Raw genomic sequence first — 16,969 nt, 5'->3', positions numbered from 1 at the left:
CGACCGAGAATCGACGACCGACCTCTCGATGAATCAGATTTCGGTACACTCTGCCAAGAGCAAAGCGTCTTCAACATCGACCCCGAGATAGCGGACTGTGTTTTCGATCTTGGGATGACCCAGAAAAATCTGGATCGCACGAATGTTGCCGGTGGCCCGATAGGGTATCGCGGCTTTTGTCCGCCGAAGCGAGTGCGTGCCGAATTCGGACTTCCGATGTCCAATCGCACTCACCCAATCGTCGACGCGACGGGCATACGGCCGCGTGCCCATGTGTTCGGCATGATCGACCCTGCTTGGGAAGAGTTAGTCGATTGTTGAGCCGCCTCGTCCTTCAAGCCATTCGAGCACGGTCGCTCGCACATAGGCGGTGAGTTCGAACTGCACCGGTCGACTGGTCTTCTGCTGAATGACGGTCGCACGTTTACGAATGTAAGGGCCAGCAACCACGTCGCCATTCTTGATCTTCACCAAATCGCAACCACGTCACTTGCTGTCGATGGCGAGATCGAAGAGCGCCTTATCCATCAATTAGCCTTCGCGATCGAGGTTAAAGCGGATCGCCCATACAGGAATGGCGATGCGTGCAAGTGTGAATGTTGCAAACGCAGCCAGCTGCCGAATCGGCAGGCCTTACAAATCATCGAATTTTCTCGTCGCGCAAATTCATTTTACCAACGGACAAGCGGCGGTAGCGCAATTCTTCCTATCAAGCCCCACAGAACGACGGGCAGAACATGCCAGATGCCCAGATGCCAAATGGAATGGTCCGGACAGAACAAGCCATTGGCGAACGAACCCATGGCGCCTGCACCCAAACCGAGGAACAATCCGGCTTTCTCCGGCAATACGGGGGCGCCCTTACGCAACCAGTAGAGCAGCACGCCAGCGGTGATAAACGCGAATAGGCTGCCCACGACAAAGCAGGTGAAATCCTGTCTTTGAGCGAAGATGAAGCCCGCGCCCGCTCGACCTGCTGTCGCAGCGCCAATGGCTGCCAGCGGGAGCAGCATGACACTTGCCAAGGCCCACTTGGGAGCATCCTGTGTGCTCCCGACACGCGGTTGAGCCATGCTCACCACCGTGAGACTGCTGACTAGGGCAAGTACCAGCAGCAATCCATTGGTCAGAACGAACATCGCCGACGCAAGATCTATGGCAGTGCCGGCGTGACGACCAAGCAGGATGAACGCCAGCAGGATCGTTCCGGCCATCGCGGTCGCCACAAGCGCCCGGCCACGCACCTGGCGAAGCCGCGATGTCGGCTGCAGATCGCCTGCAAGTTTGTCGATCAGACGATCGGTGCTCTTGTCCATATTCAGTTTGCCTTCTCGACCCGAGCCTGAAGACGCTTCAGGCCGCGATGTATGTTCACTTTCACCCAGGCTTCGCTCCGGCCGCATCTGGTCGAAGCTTCCCGGATCGTCAGCCCCTCGATCTTGACCATTTCGATTGCTTGCGACTGGTCTTTCGGCAGCATTGCGAACAAGCTCCTCAGGCTGATGCGTGCCGCCGCAACTTCCTGATCCGCTTCCTGGGCGAACTCGTGACCTTCGATCGTTGTTTCCTTGGAACGATAGGTCTGGCGCAAGGCATCGATCCAGCGATAGCGCGCGATCGCCGCGAGCCACGGCAGGAATGGCCGAGAGCAATCATAGGTGAAAAGCTTCTGGTGCACCGCCAACAAGGTTTCCTGAACCAGATCGTCGAGCTGTCCTGAGGCGATCCTACCGGCGTAATAGCGAGAAAGCCATGTCGCTGCTGTCGACAGCAACACACGGTATGCGTCTCGGTCGCCTTCCTGTGACGCGCGAGCCATGCGCGACATCGTTTCCTCGTCGGGCTTCATCCGGGAACCCCCCTACCATAGTTTCGCGCTATGGCCGCATCGAGCGAAAGCGTTCCGCCACCTCGGCTGATCAGGACCAGCGCCAGCGCCACCCACAGCGAATGCACCGGCCACCATGCGTCGGGATAGACGAAGGTCTGAATAGCCATCGTCATGGTAAAGAGCCCGAGCGCAGAAAGCCGGGTCGCAAGCCCCATGACGACTAGTATCGGCAGGAAGGTCTCTCCCCATAGCGAAAGATGCGCGGCAAGATCGGGGGGCAGCGGTACACCTGTGTATTCGGTTGCGAACAAATATCGTGTGGCATCACTCAACTGCAGCCACGTCCCCTCGACCACTTTGGTCCGGCCCGAGCGCCAAAATACGCCCGCCAGCGCCAGACGAACCATCAGAAGGGCGAGGCTTGCCGGCCACCGCGAACCGAGAAGCATCGTGATCCGATTCCAGCGATCGAGAATGGGCATCATCGCTTCAGCGCTTCACCGGGGTCAACGAACCGTTCCCCTTGGGCGTCACGATCTTCGTGCAGGTGCCGGCGGGCACGAACTTCCAAGAATTGCCCTGATAGTCGCGAACCGAAGTGCCTGCGCAACTGGTGCCCGGTCCGGCCGCGCAGTCGTTCTTGCCTGCCTTCGCGACGCCATAGCATTTTTCCATCTTCGGCGGTTGCTGTGCATAAGCCGAAGACGAAACTGCGATGACGGCGGCGGCAGCTGCGATCAACGCAGCTGTCGGAGCAAGGACTGTAGACTTGGTCACGAAGCGATCTCCTTTTCGATTGCGATATCGCTCCATTCGGCTGTGGTGCCCGCATCGTTACATGCTCACAGAATTTAGTCGTACTTGTAACCGTGTGGACATCTCCTGCGAATGAGTGATTGCCGCCCCAGAGCGCGGCGATTTCAAGGAGACTGATCGATGCGAGCGAATTTCATGGCCACCGGACTGGCAGCGAGCGCAGCGCTGTTCGCACTGGGCACAATGGCAGGCGCCACGTCACCGCCAGCGGGGAGCACCGGAAAAGCGATTGGAAAGGACGACGTAGTCCATTGCTATGGCATCAACAGCTGCAAGGGTCAGGCCGATTGCAAGACTTCACTCAACGCCTGCAAGGGTCAGAATTCGTGCAAAGGCCATGGCTTCAAGGCGCTTGCCGCAAGCAGCTGTCTCGTGAAGGGCGGCGTCATCGGCGATTTGAGCTGATCACCGTTCTTGGCCCGGCCGCCCACTTCGCGGCCGGGTCTTCCCCTTGTAATCATTCCGGGAACGTCCAGAGTGAAACAGACGCTTGCGAACTTCACCGGCTTTGGCCTCGGTCTACGCCGACCACACTATCGCGAATTCTTGGAAGTCGATGTCGCGGTCGACTTTGTCGAAGTCATCTCGGAAAATTTCATGATAGATGGCGGACAGCCGCTCGTCACGCTCGAAAAAGTCCGCGAGCGCTGGCCGGTGGCGCTGCATGGCGTCTCGATGTCGATAGGTTCCGTTCCCGGGCTCAATCCAGACCATCTTTCGCGTTTGAAACGCCTTGTCCGAAGGATCGAACCGCTGTTTGTCTCGGACCATCTGTGCTGGACGGGATTGGACGGGCACAACACCCACGACCTTCTGCCGTTGCCCTTTACCGAGGAAGCGCTGGCAGTCGTCTGTCGCAATATTGATCGGGCGCAAAAAGCGCTGGGCCGCGAGATGCTGTTCGAAAATCCTTCGAGTTATGTCAGCTTTCCGGAAAGCGCGCTTACCGAGTGGGAATTTCTCGCCGAAATGAGCCGACGCACCGGATGCGGCCTGCTGCTTGACGTGAACAATATCTATGTCAGCGCCTGCAATAACGGTTTTGATGTGGATGATTTTCTGTCCGGCATCCCCGTCCAGAGCATGTGCCAGATTCATCTCGCCGGCCACACACCGGGCGATATTCTGATCGATACCCATGACCGGGAGGTCTGCGATGCGGTTTGGTCGCTCTATGCTAGCGCCGTGCGGCGCTTCGGACCCGTCGCCACGATGATCGAGCGCGACGATAATATACCAGCTTTGGCGGAGCTGCTGGCGGAACTCGATATCGCCCGTAAGATCGCAGCCGATGTCGGAAAGCCGGTCGCATGAACCTGCTGACCTGCCAGCACCTATTCATCGACCACGTGCTGGAGGATGATGCGCCTCTCCCCTTGGCGTGGGTAAACGACCGAATGCGCACCGGTCTGGCGATCTATCGCAAAGGCTACCGCTCGCGGCTCATCGACGCTCTTGCCGAGACATTTCCCCACACTCGGCAATGGGTAGGTGATGAGAGCTTCGACAAGGCTGCAGCCCACCACTTAATCAACAATCCACCATCTCACTGGTCGCTCGATCGGGCAGGCGCGGGCTTTCCTGAATCTCTCGAGGTCCTGTTTGCGCGTGATCCCGAAGTGCCGGAGCTGGCGGCTCTGGAATGGGATATGCATTTGGCATTCGTCGCTCCGGATGCGCAACCGCTGGACGCCAATGCCTTCGCTTCTGCGACCGCCAGCTTCGGCGATGAGAACTGGGAACGGCTGAGGTTCACGCTCCATCCGACTCTGACCGTGCGTTCGATCCGCACCTCGGCCGCGGCGATCTGGCGCGCGCTGGCAGAAGAACGGACGTTGTCCGATGGATTCCTATTGGACGAACCAGGGCATATTCTTGTCTGGCGCGACGGGATGGTGCCGGTTTTCAGAACCTCTGCTGACCACGAAGCGGATTGCCTCGGTTTGCTTCGCGCAGGCTGTAATTTCGGCGATCTCTGTCTCCACCTGACGAAAATTGCGCCATGCAATGCGGCCGCCGTGGCAGGGGGGCTTCTTGCTGATTGGCTGACTGATGGGCTGATTGTCGGTTTACATTGATTGCCTAATGAATGTGAAGGCGTATATCGCTTGAAGCCGGTCCGACTGAACGGGACGTTTCGGCAAGCGGCGACCGGTCGAACGACGGCTTTCGAGCTGATCGGCGGGCAGGCTGAACGGCCGGTAATAGGGCGCGAAGCTGACTGGCCCGTTGCCCGCTAGAACGACAGCTATCGTATTTGGAGCTCCTGAAAAGAGACGGTTAGGGATTGCCCGGTATGGCCGCTTTCAGACGGTAATGACAGCGGGCGCCAGATCAGACCACCTTGCTTGCCCCCCTTGGAGTGGGCAAAATTGAATAGGGAACGCGTTCACGGAACGCGTTAGGCGCATCTGCCGGACCAGGCCGGACAAATGGCCACGTCGACCAAACAAGGCAGAAGCTCACAAACCATCGCCAGCGGAGGGCACACACATCGGCCGCAAAGCGAGCATGCGGCGGGCACCGCTACCGCAATGTGAACTGTCCAGCTGACCCCAACAGCCTACAGCACGCCGCACAGTGGATGACGCAACCAACTTGGTTTCCTCAAATCTGCTTACTATGTGCTTACAGTTGCCAACGCAAAAAGCCCCGCTGTAAGCAGCGGGGCAATTTAATTTAGTGATTTCAGTGAGATGGTGGTTGCGGGGGTTGGATTTGAACCAACGACCTTCAGGTTATGAGACGGATAAGCCAAATAATAAACAACTGATTTTATTCAGTTAAAACACTTTACCATAATTTTTGTGCGAGTTTTTGTGCGAGGCTGAGATCGCTGAAATCCAGCAAATCCGCCGATTCACTGGCGATGCTGCAATATTAGCACATCAGCCCCCGCTTCAAGCAACCTTAAAATACCTACTCAGGAGCTAATATCAGACAATGGCTAGGTGAATACTAAGCCTTGCACAGCAGGTAATCAGTTTCAGTTTAGACACTTAAGCGAACACAGGCACCATACCATCCTCGTGCTTGGGGGCCTTTTGAAGGGCCTTTTGCCGCTGGCGCGCGGCATCGCTAAATGCCTTAAGATTATCGTAGTCAGTCTCAATATCGCTGAGTTCAGGTAGTTCCTCCGGCATACCGACCGCACGATCATGACCTGAAAAGAGGGAGCAGCGGCTCATTCCTTCAAAAATTTGCGGGTAATCCGTGGTTGGATCCAAGCATGCGTCCTCCAACCTCATGGTCATTACCTCCGGACGAAAACGCTGAATGGCTCCGTTAAGCAAGACCTCTTCAACGATCCGCTCCCATGTCTCACGCATTCTGGTATAAAATCCAATGAGGCTGGATCGAAACTCCTGATTTTTTGGATCGTAACCCGCCTTCTTGAGCTCTGACAGATCAGCCGCAAGGTCACTTAGCCTCTCTGGCACCTTCTTAATCTGCCAAGGCTTTCTTGCATCATCGATGATACCGAACTGGTCATCGCCCAGACTGCTCATCCATTCTGTATGCCATGCAATGAGCGCGCGCCGGGCTTCGGTAACCATCATGTAATGGAATAGGATATTATGCGTGAAGATAATGATTTGTCGGCCTTTCGCCGCTTCCTCCGCGAGCCGCTTCGCCACTGCTTCCATTCGAGTATGATCGAGAGACGAAACAGGGTCATCGACGATGATGCCGTGGGTAGCACCTATATCGTCGGCCTCAGCTAGAAAGCACGCGAGAGCCAGCGCTCGTTGTTCGCCCTCACTGAGAATGTCGCTGTTGTTCGCTATCCTTTGCTGCGCAGTAAGCGCGACCTCGATGATGCTTTCAGCTCCCTCACCGCGGTCTGAAAGATCAATCGGCAAATGGGTCAACCTGAGTTTCGTCAATTCATCCTTTAGCTTGGTACGCAGAGAGGGTGTCAGAATTTCGCGTCGGCGGGCTGTGATGCGACGCGTGATGCCACCAAATGCGCATTCCTTACGGCAGTTTTTGATCCGGCAACGCTCTTCGAGACGATCGCGGCGCTCAATCACGACATCGATCTCAGCGTTCAGCAACTTTTGGTCGGTCAACTCGGCAAGCCGCTTTCTGAGCTTTGCCAATGCTTCCTCATCCCGCTCTGTGCCCTCAAGCGCCTCGATTTCGCTGTTCAGTCGCTCGATCTCGGCGTCAATGCTGGGGATGGGCGATACGTTTAATGGCGCAAGTCTATCAAGCGCGTCCCAATCTTCCGCGCGCAGCGCGGCTTTGACCGCCCCCAGACGTTCTCCGAGTTGATCGGCAAAAGTCGCAATCAAAGCTGCAATCGCTGCTGTTGCATCACTTTGAGCTGCGTAGCCGGACAGCATGGTTTCAACCGCGTCTTTGGCCATTACGTTCGTATCAAGCACACCGTTCTGCTTTTGCACGAAAGCATTGTGTGCGCTTTCGGCCTCCTCAGCGGCACGCCCGACGATAAAGTCATCGAATGCTTTGAGCCGAGCAGCGGCGTCATCCGCAAGTTCCTGCTGACACAAAACGCATCGCTCGCCTGTTGCAAGTTCGGGCGGATCGCGCCCTTCATAAACCCTAGCAGCAAACTCACGGGCATAGGAAAGCATCTGCCGCCAGGTTTCTGAGCCGATCTCGGAAATCGGTTGTTTTGCAAAAAGCTCTTGTGCAGCGACTTCGGCGGCCTTGCTCTTATTATTGGCGGTGACTTCTGCCTGAATGAGTTCACAAATCGCTTCGTCGCTTACGGCCGCCAGGCCATTGCTGATGTCACGCCTTACCGTCTCAAGCGCGCGCTTTGTTGCTTTACGGAGGCGAGCCTGCGCTTGCGGATCGCTCTCCAGTTGTTCGGTGACACTTGCGAGAGCCGCTTCTTCTGCCTCGCCCCAAGTCCCCAGTGCTCGAAGGGCATCCTCGTCAGGCAAGTGTTCCAAAGATGTGGCAGGCACAAGTTTTGCGATGGTCTCGTGCACCGGTGTGCCGTTTGAGTATGTCGAGGGAAGCGGAACTGCCAAGATACGGTCAATCGCAGCTTCCTCTGTCTGAAACTCGGCGTCCAGCGCTCGGCAAGCGAGGCCAAGTTTGTTCATGATATCGAGCTCAAATGGCAGAAATTCGATTTTGCGCTCTTTATCAACGTAGACGCGAGCTGAAGCCGTGTCGAAGACCGAAAGCCGGGACAGCGCTGGTGGTGGCACATCTCCATCCACCCATACGGTTTCGGTTTTTTCCTGCGTTGAGTCACCTTCTCGGTAAGCAACATGAACCCTGGGGACGCGCGAATTTGATTCGGCATAGACGTTACCTTGCAGCTCCCCCGGACTTTGTGATCGGCAAAGCTGTTTGGCGATGCGGCAATATCCGCTCTTGCCGCAAGCGTTAGCTCCGTAGATCAAGGTCACGCCGTTGACGATAAAGTTCAATGGCGGCTGCCCTTCGGCTAAGCGATCCACATCTTGTACCGGGCCAAGCGAGGCAAGCACAGTTTGCGGCTGATTTGAGTCCCCGCCGTCGTTCAGATGTTCCGCCTCTAGCGGTCTACTTTCTATATTGCCCTCTACCGGCAATCCGCAGGCTCGCTCGATCTGGTGACGTATTTCCGCGAGACTATTTGCAGTCATTTCACCTTCGAGCGCTAGACGTCGTAATGCATCCTGCTGCCATTCGGATCGCCCAGCTGACCATTCAAGTAACTCTTCAAACGCCACGGATTGCTTCCTCCCCCAAACAATTATCTATCTTTTATTGCACACTTATCTGTTTGCCACAGACCAATTAAATTTCATCTTCGCATCTTCACCCTCGGCGAATGCATTCGTCTCGCTCAGCATCTGCCGTGCGTTTTGGAGAGTACTCCAATCGATCGAATGCGTGTAGCGCTGCGCCACATCGAGCATGCGGATCAGCGGATCGGTATGGCCGTTTTGCGAGAAAGCTTTTAGCGCGCTCAGATAATCCGTCCGGTAAGCTGTCGGAATGATAATGCGCTCTTGTCCGCCCGCGACCAGTTCGGCATTCATCATGATGCGGGCGGTGCGTCCGTTACCATCGGCGAAAGGATGCACTTCGCTAACCAGCACCATCATATAGACGGCGCGCTGAAATGGCTCAGCGAGCCCTTGCAAAAATTCAAAACCTCGGGCGAGCGTGCCTCTAACCAAGTCTGGGGCAACGAAAACCGTACTACCCGCCTGATTACCTTTCATCTTGAATTCGCCGGGTCGCTTATCCGGTCGCGCTTCCATGACGCGTGCATGCCGCGTTCGAAGGAGCGCGATGAATTCGTCGAAGTCGGCAGGAAGTTTGCGGAGCTCTTGGGCGTCGGAGACAATCCTGAACGTACCGAGCACGTCATGGGCGTCCTCGGGGCGTTCCTGCGGGATCGCACCTTCGAATACGATCTCGGCGGCCTCTTCGACGCTGAACTCCGTGCCTTCAATGAAGTTTGAGAAATAGGCTTCGAAGAATGCGAGATTGGCGTTGGCCTCACCGCTTCTCTCAGGAGCGGTGCGAACCGCCGGCAAGCTTTCTCTCAGTGCAGCGAACAATGCCTCGAACAGGCGAAGGCGGTTTTGGTCATAGGCCATGCCCGCTGCTCGCGCTTTTCCGGCGGCACTTTTGGTTTCTACGTCTCGGGTGCCGAGCAAGGTTCCGATTAGGCCGTTCAGCTGTTCGAACTCATCATCAAGGCCGAGCTGAGGCGCGATTTTGCGCGCTTCGTCGCGAAGCCGGTTGACGGCCTCCGCTCCTTGGCGGCCGATCATGCTATCAAGGAGAGTTTCAATCTCCTCGCGAGAAAGGGTGCGAGACACCCGGCCTCCGCGCGCGCGCGACGGAGTCATATTTTCAAGATAGGCGCGCGCTGTTGAGGACAGCCGTGCGCCACCTACGAAGGGTCTGTCCGTGTCGAGTGCATCCGGGCCTTTGCGCGGTCGGAACACCAGGCCCGGTAGAGTCGTCTCGCGCTTTTTGTCGGAAATCAGAAAGACCGAGCCGTCCTCGCTGGGTTTGTTTTCAATGGCCGTCCGATCCGCGATGAGGGCATCGGGATAGTAGTCAGTGATGAGATAATACCAATTCCGACGCACCAGCCGTTCGGGGTCTTCAGTCAGGTTGCGTGTATAGAGGCGCGACCCCAGTTTGCGCAGCTCTCCCCGCGCCGTCGCATCGGAGACGGACTTGGAGATGTCCGTGTGAGAGACGAACACCTCTGGCATAGCTGTGACGGAAAATTCGGGCATTTAGCACTTCCTTTTTTCCATCATACCGAATTTTCGGGATTTAAGGAAGCATTTTTACGAATTTTCGGGATTTAAGACAGCTTGATCCAGAAATAAGCAGACGCCTCAAGCCCGCAAGCCGGAATTTTCGGGAGTTAAGGCATCAAAAATACGAATAAACGGGAGATAGGCTTATTTCCGGTATAACATCGCGCTCGATCACCTTGTGCCATCACAAGTGAATTGTGCTGCGCGGTTAAGGGTCAGCGTTCGCGCTCTTCGTCGCGCAGATAGCGACTGCCAAACCTGCTGTCCCGTTCCTGCTCTCGCTCTTTCTGCTTTGCGTCGCTTTGATGCTTGGCGCGGAGTTGAGCCAAGCGCTGCTGGAAGGATGGACGGTCCTTACGCGCCAGCTTTGTAAATTCCTTAGAGACCTCAGCCTCTCTTGCTGCCTCTAGAGGGCTTTCTCGTTTGGCTTCGGCCTTTATCTTCGCAGCCTCAGCATCCTTGCGCGCAACGTTTTGCGTCGCCTCCTTCACGATCTCGGCTTCAGATTTCTCGATAAATCGTTCCCGCTTGCCGCGTTCGGATGAAGGCTTGAGCGTTGGAGCCGGTCGATCCTGCTTTTTGCGGGCCTCTTGCTGCTGACGGATGAGCGCCTTTTCGCGCTCAATTCGCTCATTCCGCTCGTCTTCAGTCATTTGCCGAATCTTTCAATTCCGTGATACAATTAATGATGAAAAACATGACCTATGCCGAGGTTATAGGGATATCCGCTGAAGGCCAAATCCCGACCAGTGACACCGGTTCTCTGACAGAATTTCTAGGTAGCTTGCCGAATGGCAAGGTCGTCGAGCGCGGCATGGACGACACCTTCATGCTCGCCGATGAAACCACCTACTTTGCTGACAAGGAGATCAATTTCGGCGATGTCTTCATCGTGCTTCGTGAAATGCAGAAGGAAACCGCCCGCCGCAATCTCGATCTAGAGCAGTTCACTGCGGATGTCATGAACATCGCGATGACTTTCCGAAAGCATGATAGCGCCGATGATATCGAGTTTCGCGATTTTTGCGCGGAGCAAAGCCATGAGCTCGACATCGCGCTTGAGAAGCAACTCGGCGTCTATGAACCGGATCGGCGACCTGGGGGGCGCGACTATATCCGCGATTTCATCAACTACGATGACGAGACACGAGATCAGTTTAAGTACGGGGCGGCGATGAAACTGGCGGAAAGCACTCGCTATTTCCCGTGCAGGCCTCTTAAGTACCTCGACCTCTGCGCCGTGTTGGAAGCAATGAAAGCCGAGGCGGTCGTCAAAGGTCTCAATGCACGACGGTTCGCATACGACATTTTTCACGCCGCCGTTCTGATCCGAAGCCGCGCGGAACCTGATCCACAGGCGTTCCGCGCATTCTGCGCGGATGAAAAGCGCAAGCTGAGAGAGCATCTTGATGCCTACCTGATAGCGAGGTCTGAGGACTAAGCGGATTATCGATCCCGCTCGCGGTCGCGGTCGTTCTCACGCTCACGCTGTTTGCGCTGCTCGTCTAGCTCGCGCCGAGCTTCTTCACTCAGGCCTTCCCGCATTTTGGCTTCCCGCTCCTTGAGCGATGCACGGCGGTTTCTGGCCTTCTCCTTCTCATGCTCGGCCTTCTCCCGCGCCAGCCGTTCTGATCGGATGCCCGCAGCTTCGCGTTCCTCACGCTGCTGTTCCCTTAGCGCGTGCCAGTCTTCGGCATGACGTTCTTTCATGCCGGAGAGGTCGAGTGGACGGCGTTCCGGCAAAGCCTCGATCGTTCGATCAAAGACCTGCTCGGCAAGCTGTCGGCGAAGGCGGCGCTTTTCGAGTTCCTGATCCGCGAGAAGCTGACCAAGTTCCATCCGCTTGATGGTCAAATTGGCCTGCGCTTCGGCAGCCGATTGGCGGAACGGCAGGATCGAAAGTACTCGGCCAAGGAATGAATGAGCCTTGCGGTGATCCTTCACGGCTTTCTCAACTTCGGCCCGGCAGGCAGCGGCCTCCTGACGCTGGCGCTCAAACAGATCCCGCCAAAGGGGGCGGTTCCGCTCCCGTGCGATCTGTTTCTGATGCGCATGCTCTGTCAGGAAGACTTTTTTGTCGGCCTTGCGGCGGGCGGCGAGCTCGGCCTTTGCAAAGCCCCAATCTTCTGCCTGTTTCTTTTTGAGCGCATCGCGTTCGCTGCCCTGTCGGCGCAAAAGCTCGGCGCGCATTTTTTTCCACTCTGAACGGGACAGGCGGGTGTTGCCTTCCAGTTCTTCGGGCTTGACCGAACGTCCTTCCTCTTTGGCCTTGGCGCGCGCCTCGGCATTCTTGAGGCGGTTTGGAGCGATCTCGGTCGGATCGATGCCGTGCTCTTTGCAATACTCCAGCGCCCAGGCCTGCATTTTTCGGTAGTCGTTCGACAGCGAAAACTGCTTTCCGGTTTCGGGATCGAGGACATTCACGACAACGTGAACATGGGTTTTTCCGTTGTCATCGTGACCGACAAAAATCGCCTGCGCATTCTCAAAACCGGCTGCTTTCACAAGATCACGCGCCGCCTGTTCCTGATGGGCGTAATCGGGCGACTCTTCTTTGGGCCACGACATGACGGTATGGTAGACCGGCTTCTCGGTTGTTCGTCGCCCCCGCCCGTCCCATCCATTCTGGCGCTTGATCTCATCGGCATCCATAGCCGTCGCTGCCATCAGGCGCGCGGCCATGTAGATGTTCTCGGTGCCGATGTTCTGGGTGGCTGACCAGACCGCACGATGTTCACCCTTGTCTTGCCCGCCAAGGTAGGCGGCAAGACCCTTGAAGGATGAACCGCGCGAGACTTTCGAAACAATCATTTCGGAAGGTAGCGATCGAACAGCTCGTCGAGCTTTTCGATGGCCCTGGTCAGCTCGTCTTCCATGACGTTAGGCCGCCCAGAATTTTTCGTCCGCGCAATCTGGTTCAGATTGTTTCCAAGGTTCACGAGAGCCTTGCGATCTGCCGGCGAAAAAACGCCCTCAGGGCCAGCCAATCTTCTGGCTGGCAATGCACGGCGAAGGGCGCAATCGCGGACAAAATCGGACAGTGTGGGATAGCCCGCACTTGCCGAACGTTCGATCATCTCGATACGTTCGGCCTCGGTCAAACGGACACGCAACACCTTATTTCGGGTGTTGGCGTCGTCCTGTTTAGGCCGTCCGATTTTGCTCATGCGGCTGCGCCCTTTACGGGGGTTCAAAGGGGGAGATAATTGCCCCCCCTTGCCAGAGTTTTTGTACCTACAAAAACATATCTGGCTAACCGTTCCTTCCTTTCAATTATGCATCAGTTTGAAGAATAAGAAAAGGACCGTGCCACAAGCCCCAATTCACGGGCGATCCGCCAGGATTCTTCCGTGAATTTCGAAACAGATGATCTTCGGAAACCACCGGATTTTCGTCCGCATGCAAGGCAGCGACTTCACGACACCACGTGCACGATTGAACGCTTGGGCAAGCTGACTTGCCGATCTTGGCCGACGTGAGCATAATCGCTTCGGTCAGCTATGGGGGCATCAGGATGCTGAAAAGAATTATCGTTTTCGTCGTTGTGTTCTTTCTGGCGCAGCTACTGCTGCCAGCGATACTAGGAATATACGGCGGGATCGGGCTCTTGTTATCTCTGGCCGCTGCCGGTTTCGCTGCCTGGAAGGCGGACAGCGGAACGTTGAGGGTGAAACCCACATCAGCCGCTCAGAACGAAGTTAATCCGACCTTGTCGGATCTCCCGAAATTGAAGAGTATTGAACCCGTGCGCGGTGCATGGGAGGAAGTTTTCTGGAAGTACTGGGACCTAGGCAAAGTTTACAAGTGTACTGGCGATAAACTCCGCAGTGTCGCGATCTATATCGATTCCGACGCGCTCTTCGTATTTTCCGAAGGCAAGACGACATGGCAGGATGCACTCTCAGGCGTACTCGCGCCAAACTGCACTCTTGACACGAAAGTCTTACTCACTGACGTTCAGTCAATAGAGTTAGAGAGTACCACTCAGTTCCACGGACAAACTGCTCGCGAAGAATATGTGGAGCCAAAACTAGGTGAGACGCGCGGGTTAAAGGAAAGACATCCTTCACTGCGCTGGGACCGCCACGGCTTTTGGGACAGCAATACGCGCCAATCGATCGTTTTTCTCTTCACGAAGGACGGTGACCGCATTCGCCTTTTCCAGACCTGGGACCGCGATCTCGCCGTCAAATGGCGGACGCAGGTTTCCAACCGCATCGATGCCGCACTTCACGCCCTACCCGTTGCCGCGAAACCTAAGGACAGCCAGCCGGATTATATGTGATGTCAGGCTTCTTCCCCCCGCGCGGCGGGCATGGCTCGCAAAGCAAAGCGGCCACCCCTGTTCCGAGCGCCTATTGGCAGCCGCCCGAGCGCACAAAACAAAGCCCCTATTGGTGCTATCAGGAAGGCGCAATCTTTCTCGGTTGGCTCGATGATGTGCCAATCGGGGTGAAGAGTGACCGCCATCTGATGACGGTTGCCGGAGCGCGCGCGGGCAAGACCTCTACGCTCCTGATCCCGAATCTTCTGCTCTATCGTGGCAGTACGTTCGTGATCGATCCGAAGGGTGAGCTTGCGAGCGCTACGGCGGAACATCGATCAAAGGTACTTGGCCATGATGTCTATGTGCTCGATCCGTGGCGGAGTGCGCGAGATTGCCCGCCCGAATTGCGCGCGCAGTTCGATCCGCTCGCAGAGCTATTCGAGACTGACCCCGACAACCTCATCGATGATGCATCGCTTATGGCCGAAGCCCTGATCCTCGATCAGGGCGAAAATTCGATGCACTGGACAATGGGCGCGCGGGATTACGTGCGCTCGGTAATCCTCCACATGATCTTTGGCGGGGAGCGCGAAACTGCGAACCTCGCCCAACTACTGGAGAACATCGTCCTTTCAATGGGTGACGGCCTTTATCTCAAAGAGATGGAGGCATTCGAGCCTAGCGAAGATTGCCCGGATGATGTTGCGCAGCTCATCATTATGGGCGCGAGGGGCATGATCTCGACGCCAACGAAAGAACGTGACTCGATCTTATCGACAGCTCGCAACCAGCTCGGCTTTCTGGCCTCAACGCCGATGATCGACAGTCTCGAACAAAGCTCGCTCCGGCTTCGCGATCTCAAGCGCAAGCCGGTCACGGTCTATCTCTGTCTTCCAGCGTCGCGCATGTCCACGCACGCAAAATGGATGCGGCTCATCCTCAACATGACGATGGCGGCGCTGGAAGTCGAACAGTCGAGGCCTGAATTGCCGGTCCTCTTCATGCTCGAAGAGTTTGCGGCTCTCGGCCATATGCGCGCTATGGAACAGGGCGCGGCTTATATGGCGGGCTTCGATGTGAAGCTATTCATCGTGCTTCAAGACCTGACCCAGCTCAAACGTCATTACAAAGACGGCTGGGAGACGTTCATCGGGAATCTCGGTGTCTTCACGGCATTCGGGAATACCGATCAAACCACGCTCGAATATATCTCGAAGCGCCTTGGCGAGACGTTCAGCTACATCAGGGAAACCGTAAAACAAGGTGCGGGCGCGGCAGCATCCGGCGCTCCGGCGGTGCGCGAGAACTTTCAGAAAGTGCCCCTGCTTGCACCCCACGAGATTGCGCAGAGCTTCGGTCGCCGGAAGCAGACCTGCCTTTGCCTACCGGCTGACGGTCCGCCGATTGGCATTGAGCGCCACTTTGTCGAGGATGCGGGGCATTTTTGCGAGCAAATCGCCGCTGCTCTCAGGTCTCGAAATTCACCCCGCGAAAATGTGGTCGCATCCGAGGGCTACTAGCGAGGCCAGTCTTGATCCTCAAATCCGCCGCGTGAGCGGCGAATTTTGCGAGCAGCGGACCTGTCGGGTCTGATGCGCGGATCGCGCCTGGCAATTGGAAGTTCTGCGCATGCGCCATGAAGAGGCCGATAGCCTCGGCATGGGGCATCTCGTAGATTTCAGCAGGCTGGAATTCGGAATTCAGGCCGGTGATAACGAAAACGACGGGCGTTTTCGGCTTGAAATTCGCGGTGACAGCAATGCGCTCTTCGACCAGCTTGAGAACGTGATAGCAGTTCTCGTCGGCGAAAAGATCGCAGCTTTGCGCGATGTGGCTTGGCCTGAGCGCCGCGAATTTCGGGTGTTTCGGGTCGAGAAGGATGATCGGATCATCGAGGCAAACTGAGCCCGTGGGGAATTTATCGAGCCCGCCATCGAAGTACAGTTTGAAGATATCGAGATATCTGAATCTGCCCTTTATTGAGTACAGGCACAACCATTTGAGCTTTACTGTCAAATAATCGTCCGACATCATCCTATATTACATTTAAAAACCTAATAAAATCTGAATCTTATGTAAATCTTTTAAAGTGAAAAATTTAGAAAAGACTGAGTTGTTCACGCTCACCCTCGAAAAATGTCTCGGCTGGGCCGGTCAAAATGTAATCCTGCGCACTGTGCCGAATGCGCATGCCGTGATAGAATCCATTCGGGTCAGAACGTCCGGCTCTGCCATTTCGAACGCGCTCGCCATAGTCGAAAGTTTCTCCGGCAAACTCGGTCGGGCGGGACAAGCGGTAGGCCTCGGCGCTTTTGCCCGAGCATCCAACGCAAACCCAAAGTCCGCCAGCAAAGCGGAAAGGTTTCCGAACAGGCTTTCCCATACCGATGCGGTCGGCACTGTAGCTTGCGTGAATGTCGCCCTCACCGATCTGTCGGTTCGATTTGTGCGACCACTGACCAGCCGCAAGCCGGTCTGGATCAACGGCATGACATTTCGGGTCTGATTTAATGTCTGTTTGTTTGGTCATGTTCTCTCCTCCTTAGGGGTTTGGTTGACAGCAACTGCTGCAACCCTGCCCTTCGGCGAGAATGGGGGTGCAAGGCGCAATGGGAGGGGGGATCACCCGTCCTGCACAAGTGCAACGCGGAAGGATGGGGACACCCTTGCGCCGCGCCAGGGGCAAAGCCCCAAGCCCGCGCTAGCGATCGTCACCGGATGGCCGAGACTACAGGCTCGGTGAGCAAAGCGATTAGAGCGCGGGCCGAAGGCAGCGCAGAAATTTTAAATAAACAT

The 16,969-nt window shown here is 56.1% G+C and carries 17 protein-coding genes and 1 pseudogene; 7 read left to right on the top strand and 11 right to left on the bottom strand.

The annotated features are described in order from the left end of the window. Positions 1-33: 33 nt before the first annotated feature. From GRI58_RS12955 to GRI58_RS12935, 5 genes and pseudogenes are all read right to left on the bottom strand, one after another. Positions 34-570, bottom strand: a pseudogene (locus GRI58_RS12955) (tyrosine-type recombinase/integrase); the annotation flags it as partial. A 101-nt stretch (positions 571-671) separates the two neighbouring features. Next, positions 672-1,316: an NrsF family protein gene (locus GRI58_RS12950; RefSeq protein WP_160754016.1), complete on the bottom strand. Its 645-nt coding sequence runs from the start codon at positions 1,314-1,316 to the stop codon at positions 672-674. 2 nt (positions 1,317-1,318) lie between these two features. Beyond that, positions 1,319-1,849 carry a sigma-70 family RNA polymerase sigma factor gene (locus GRI58_RS12945; protein ID WP_160754015.1) on the bottom strand — a complete coding sequence of 177 codons (531 nt, stop codon included), beginning with the start codon at positions 1,847-1,849 and terminating at the stop codon, positions 1,319-1,321. Beyond that, positions 1,846-2,316, bottom strand: coding sequence for a DoxX family membrane protein (locus GRI58_RS12940; protein WP_160754014.1), 471 nt, complete (start codon positions 2,314-2,316; stop codon positions 1,846-1,848). Before GRI58_RS12940 ends, GRI58_RS12945 begins: the two co-directional genes overlap by 4 nt. Before the next feature lie 4 nt (positions 2,317-2,320). After that, on the bottom strand, positions 2,321-2,608 hold the full coding sequence (locus tag GRI58_RS12935) for a BufA1 family periplasmic bufferin-type metallophore (RefSeq protein ID WP_337190981.1): 288 nt from the start codon (positions 2,606-2,608) through the stop codon (positions 2,321-2,323). Between the two features lie 159 nt (positions 2,609-2,767). Between GRI58_RS12935 and bufA2 the strand changes: the two genes are divergently transcribed. From bufA2 to GRI58_RS12920, 3 genes are all read left to right on the top strand, one after another. After that, entirely contained in the window at positions 2,768-3,052 is a 285-nt protein-coding gene (gene bufA2, locus GRI58_RS12930; RefSeq protein ID WP_160754012.1) for a BufA2 family periplasmic bufferin-type metallophore, read from the top strand. 72 nt (positions 3,053-3,124) lie between these two features. Continuing rightward, positions 3,125-3,961, top strand: coding sequence for an MNIO family bufferin maturase (gene bufB / locus GRI58_RS12925; protein ID WP_160754011.1), 837 nt, complete (start codon positions 3,125-3,127; stop codon positions 3,959-3,961). After that, positions 3,958-4,725 (top strand): HvfC/BufC N-terminal domain-containing protein, encoded by a 768-nt coding sequence (locus GRI58_RS12920; RefSeq protein ID WP_160754010.1) that lies wholly within the window; start codon positions 3,958-3,960, stop codon positions 4,723-4,725. Before bufB ends, GRI58_RS12920 begins: the two co-directional genes overlap by 4 nt. Positions 4,726-5,646: 921 nt before the next feature. On the opposite strand, the gene GRI58_RS12915 is transcribed toward GRI58_RS12920, so the two are convergent. The 3 genes from GRI58_RS12915 to GRI58_RS12905 form a co-directional block, all read right to left on the bottom strand. Further along, positions 5,647-8,346: an AAA family ATPase gene (locus tag GRI58_RS12915; protein WP_160754009.1), complete on the bottom strand. Its 2,700-nt coding sequence runs from the start codon at positions 8,344-8,346 to the stop codon at positions 5,647-5,649. A gap of 45 nt (positions 8,347-8,391) precedes the next feature. Then, entirely contained in the window at positions 8,392-9,879 is a 1,488-nt protein-coding gene (locus GRI58_RS12910) for a Fic family protein (protein WP_160754008.1), read from the bottom strand. Between the two features lie 242 nt (positions 9,880-10,121). Further along, a complete protein-coding gene (locus GRI58_RS12905) occupies positions 10,122-10,559 on the bottom strand; it encodes a hypothetical protein (RefSeq protein ID WP_160754007.1) in 438 nt (145 codons plus the stop codon). A 35-nt stretch (positions 10,560-10,594) separates the two neighbouring features. Between GRI58_RS12905 and GRI58_RS12900 the strand changes: the two genes are divergently transcribed. Beyond that, complete coding sequence (locus tag GRI58_RS12900) at positions 10,595-11,347, top strand: hypothetical protein (protein WP_160754006.1); 753 nt, start codon at positions 10,595-10,597, stop codon at positions 11,345-11,347. Between the two features lie 5 nt (positions 11,348-11,352). Here the strand turns inward: GRI58_RS12900 and GRI58_RS12895 are convergent, their stop codons facing one another. Further along, a complete protein-coding gene (locus tag GRI58_RS12895) occupies positions 11,353-12,717 on the bottom strand; it encodes a relaxase/mobilization nuclease domain-containing protein (RefSeq protein WP_160754005.1) in 1,365 nt (454 codons plus the stop codon). Next, positions 12,714-13,073, bottom strand: a complete 360-nt coding sequence (locus GRI58_RS12890; protein ID WP_160754004.1) for a plasmid mobilization protein — start codon at positions 13,071-13,073, stop codon at positions 12,714-12,716. Before GRI58_RS12890 ends, GRI58_RS12895 begins: the two co-directional genes overlap by 4 nt. A gap of 308 nt (positions 13,074-13,381) precedes the next feature. Here GRI58_RS12890 and GRI58_RS12885 point away from each other — a divergent pair, with 308 nt between their 5' ends. From GRI58_RS12885 to GRI58_RS12875, 3 genes are all read left to right on the top strand, one after another. Then, positions 13,382-14,191, top strand: coding sequence for a hypothetical protein (locus GRI58_RS12885; RefSeq protein ID WP_160754003.1), 810 nt, complete (start codon positions 13,382-13,384; stop codon positions 14,189-14,191). Further along, the gene (locus GRI58_RS12880; RefSeq protein ID WP_160754002.1) at positions 14,191-15,693 is read left to right on the top strand and encodes a type IV secretory system conjugative DNA transfer family protein; all 1,503 of its coding nucleotides are present in this window, start codon (positions 14,191-14,193) and stop codon (positions 15,691-15,693) included. The genes GRI58_RS12885 and GRI58_RS12880 overlap by 1 nt, the downstream gene beginning before the upstream one ends. A gap of 109 nt (positions 15,694-15,802) precedes the next feature. Beyond that, positions 15,803-16,078 carry a hypothetical protein gene (locus tag GRI58_RS12875; protein ID WP_160754001.1) on the top strand — a complete coding sequence of 92 codons (276 nt, stop codon included), beginning with the start codon at positions 15,803-15,805 and terminating at the stop codon, positions 16,076-16,078. A 193-nt stretch (positions 16,079-16,271) separates the two neighbouring features. On the opposite strand, the gene GRI58_RS12870 is transcribed toward GRI58_RS12875, so the two are convergent. Continuing rightward, positions 16,272-16,703, bottom strand: coding sequence for a hypothetical protein (locus tag GRI58_RS12870; protein ID WP_160754000.1), 432 nt, complete (start codon positions 16,701-16,703; stop codon positions 16,272-16,274). Between the last annotated feature and the right edge of the window lie 266 nt (positions 16,704-16,969).

The organism is Qipengyuania algicida (assembly GCF_009828025.1).
GTDB classification, from domain to species: domain Bacteria; phylum Pseudomonadota; class Alphaproteobacteria; order Sphingomonadales; family Sphingomonadaceae; genus Qipengyuania; species Qipengyuania algicida.
The sequence above is the reverse complement of the archived record's forward strand: the minus strand, read 5'-3'. Positions and strand labels throughout refer to the sequence as shown.